Source organism: Bacillus sp. JJ722 (assembly GCF_036963345.1).
GTDB lineage: Bacteria > Bacillota > Bacilli > Bacillales > DSM-1321 > Bacillus_AD.
This window is the reverse complement of record NZ_JBALMO010000225.1, coordinates 1-1,515: the sequence shown is the minus strand read 5'-3', so window position 1 is coordinate 1,515 and position 1,515 is coordinate 1. Positions and strand designations below refer to the sequence as shown.

General features: G+C 33.5%; 3 protein-coding genes. All 3 read left to right on the top strand.

Annotation, left to right across the window (positions count from 1 at the left end; genetic code table 11):
- Positions 1-285: 285 nt before the first annotated feature.
- Positions 286-465, top strand: coding sequence for a hypothetical protein (locus V7014_RS21955; RefSeq protein WP_335510336.1), 180 nt, complete (start codon positions 286-288; stop codon positions 463-465).
- Between the two features lie 135 nt (positions 466-600).
- On the top strand, positions 601-993 hold the full coding sequence (locus tag V7014_RS21950) for an SET domain-containing protein (protein WP_335510334.1): 393 nt from the start codon (positions 601-603) through the stop codon (positions 991-993).
- A 37-nt stretch (positions 994-1,030) separates the two neighbouring features.
- Positions 1,031-1,261: an excisionase family DNA-binding protein gene (locus tag V7014_RS21945; protein WP_335510332.1), complete on the top strand. Its 231-nt coding sequence runs from the start codon at positions 1,031-1,033 to the stop codon at positions 1,259-1,261.
- Positions 1,262-1,515 lie beyond the last annotated feature (254 nt).

Below are 1,515 nucleotides of genomic sequence, written 5' to 3'. Positions count from 1 at the left end.
TGTTAGCCCTCCGAAGTAGGTTGCGTGAAGTATATAAACTTGCTGATATGCCTACATTTGGCGCTTTCTGTCTAGATGAAACCCCATGTATCTTCTAAAAAATCGTAAGAATTACTTTCCCATCGATCAAACAAAGATAGCAAATAGAACTTATTGGACAATCCCTTTCGTACTATATCACAAGAAGTTCATTATAACTGTTAATATTTTCAATGTCATAAAGTATGATAAACTGGCTATACTTGTTATGCAAGATGAAAATGAATAGTTAGGATTGGAACATAGATGATCAAAGCAGGTATCGCATTATTAATAGTGGGAATTCTCATGACCGTTGTGACAACGAATATGATTGAGGAATATCCGTTCATGAAATATGTACAAATTGGCGGATTTTTTCTTGGTGTAATTGGATTATTCATGATGGAAACGAATCGAAGAAAAAGGTTTAAGAAGAAAAGCTAGCAATCTTTATGTTGCTAGTTTTGCTTTTCGAAGTATTTAAGTGAAAGGATTTGCAACTATTAGTTGCTTTCATTGACAACTCCTGTCAAACTAAATAAAAGAATTAAACTTCGGTGAAATGCGTAGGTGATAATTTTGATAGAAATTAAAACATCAACTCTCAGTGATGGAGAGTTAAATAGAGGAGTATTTGCGAAACAGGATATAAAGAAAGGTACGCTTTTTCATGAAGCACCGGTAATTCCGTTCCCGAATGCTGAACATGAGCATATCGAGAAAACATTACTTGCTGACTATGCCTTTGAGTATGGAATAAACCATACGGCTATTCTATTGGGGTATGGTATGTTATTTAATCACTCTTATGAGCCAAATGCCGAATATGAAATCAACTTTGATAACCATACATTTGATTTCTATGCTTATAAAGATATTAAGGCAGGGGAAGAAATCTTAATAAACTATAACGGTGATGTTGATATTGATGATCCTCTTTGGTTCAATCAAGACAACAACGACGAAGAATAGTATCTTTCGGTGTAAGACTCTAAGGAAGTGAAGTAGGATGTACTTAACTGTTGAAGAAACAGCAGAATATTTGTCTGTATCAGTCCCTTATGTAGAAAATTTAATACTTCAAGGGAAAATCAGGGCGTTATATGACGGCGATCAGTATTTAGTTTACAAAGATCAGTTTAAAACACATTTTGAGCAGTTAGAGAAATATCGCATTCTAGTAGAAGAACTACAGAATGAGCCAATTCCTGAAGATAAAGATATTAAAGATGAAGATTGAGGTTATTAACCTTAATCTTCTTTTTTTATTCATATTGAATAACTAGCTAATCTTCTATGAATATACACATTTTACGTTATTTTTATAGTGTAAATGGGAAAAGGTTTAATATCCTTGTATAAATTATTAATCGTCATTATGAACTTGAAATTTTGAGTTTTATCCCGTTCAAACTGGCGCTAAGACTCCCACTTCAAAATGAAAGTAAAAGCGAAGGCGTTTAAGTGGGAGATAGAGCGCCAGTAAGAACCCGA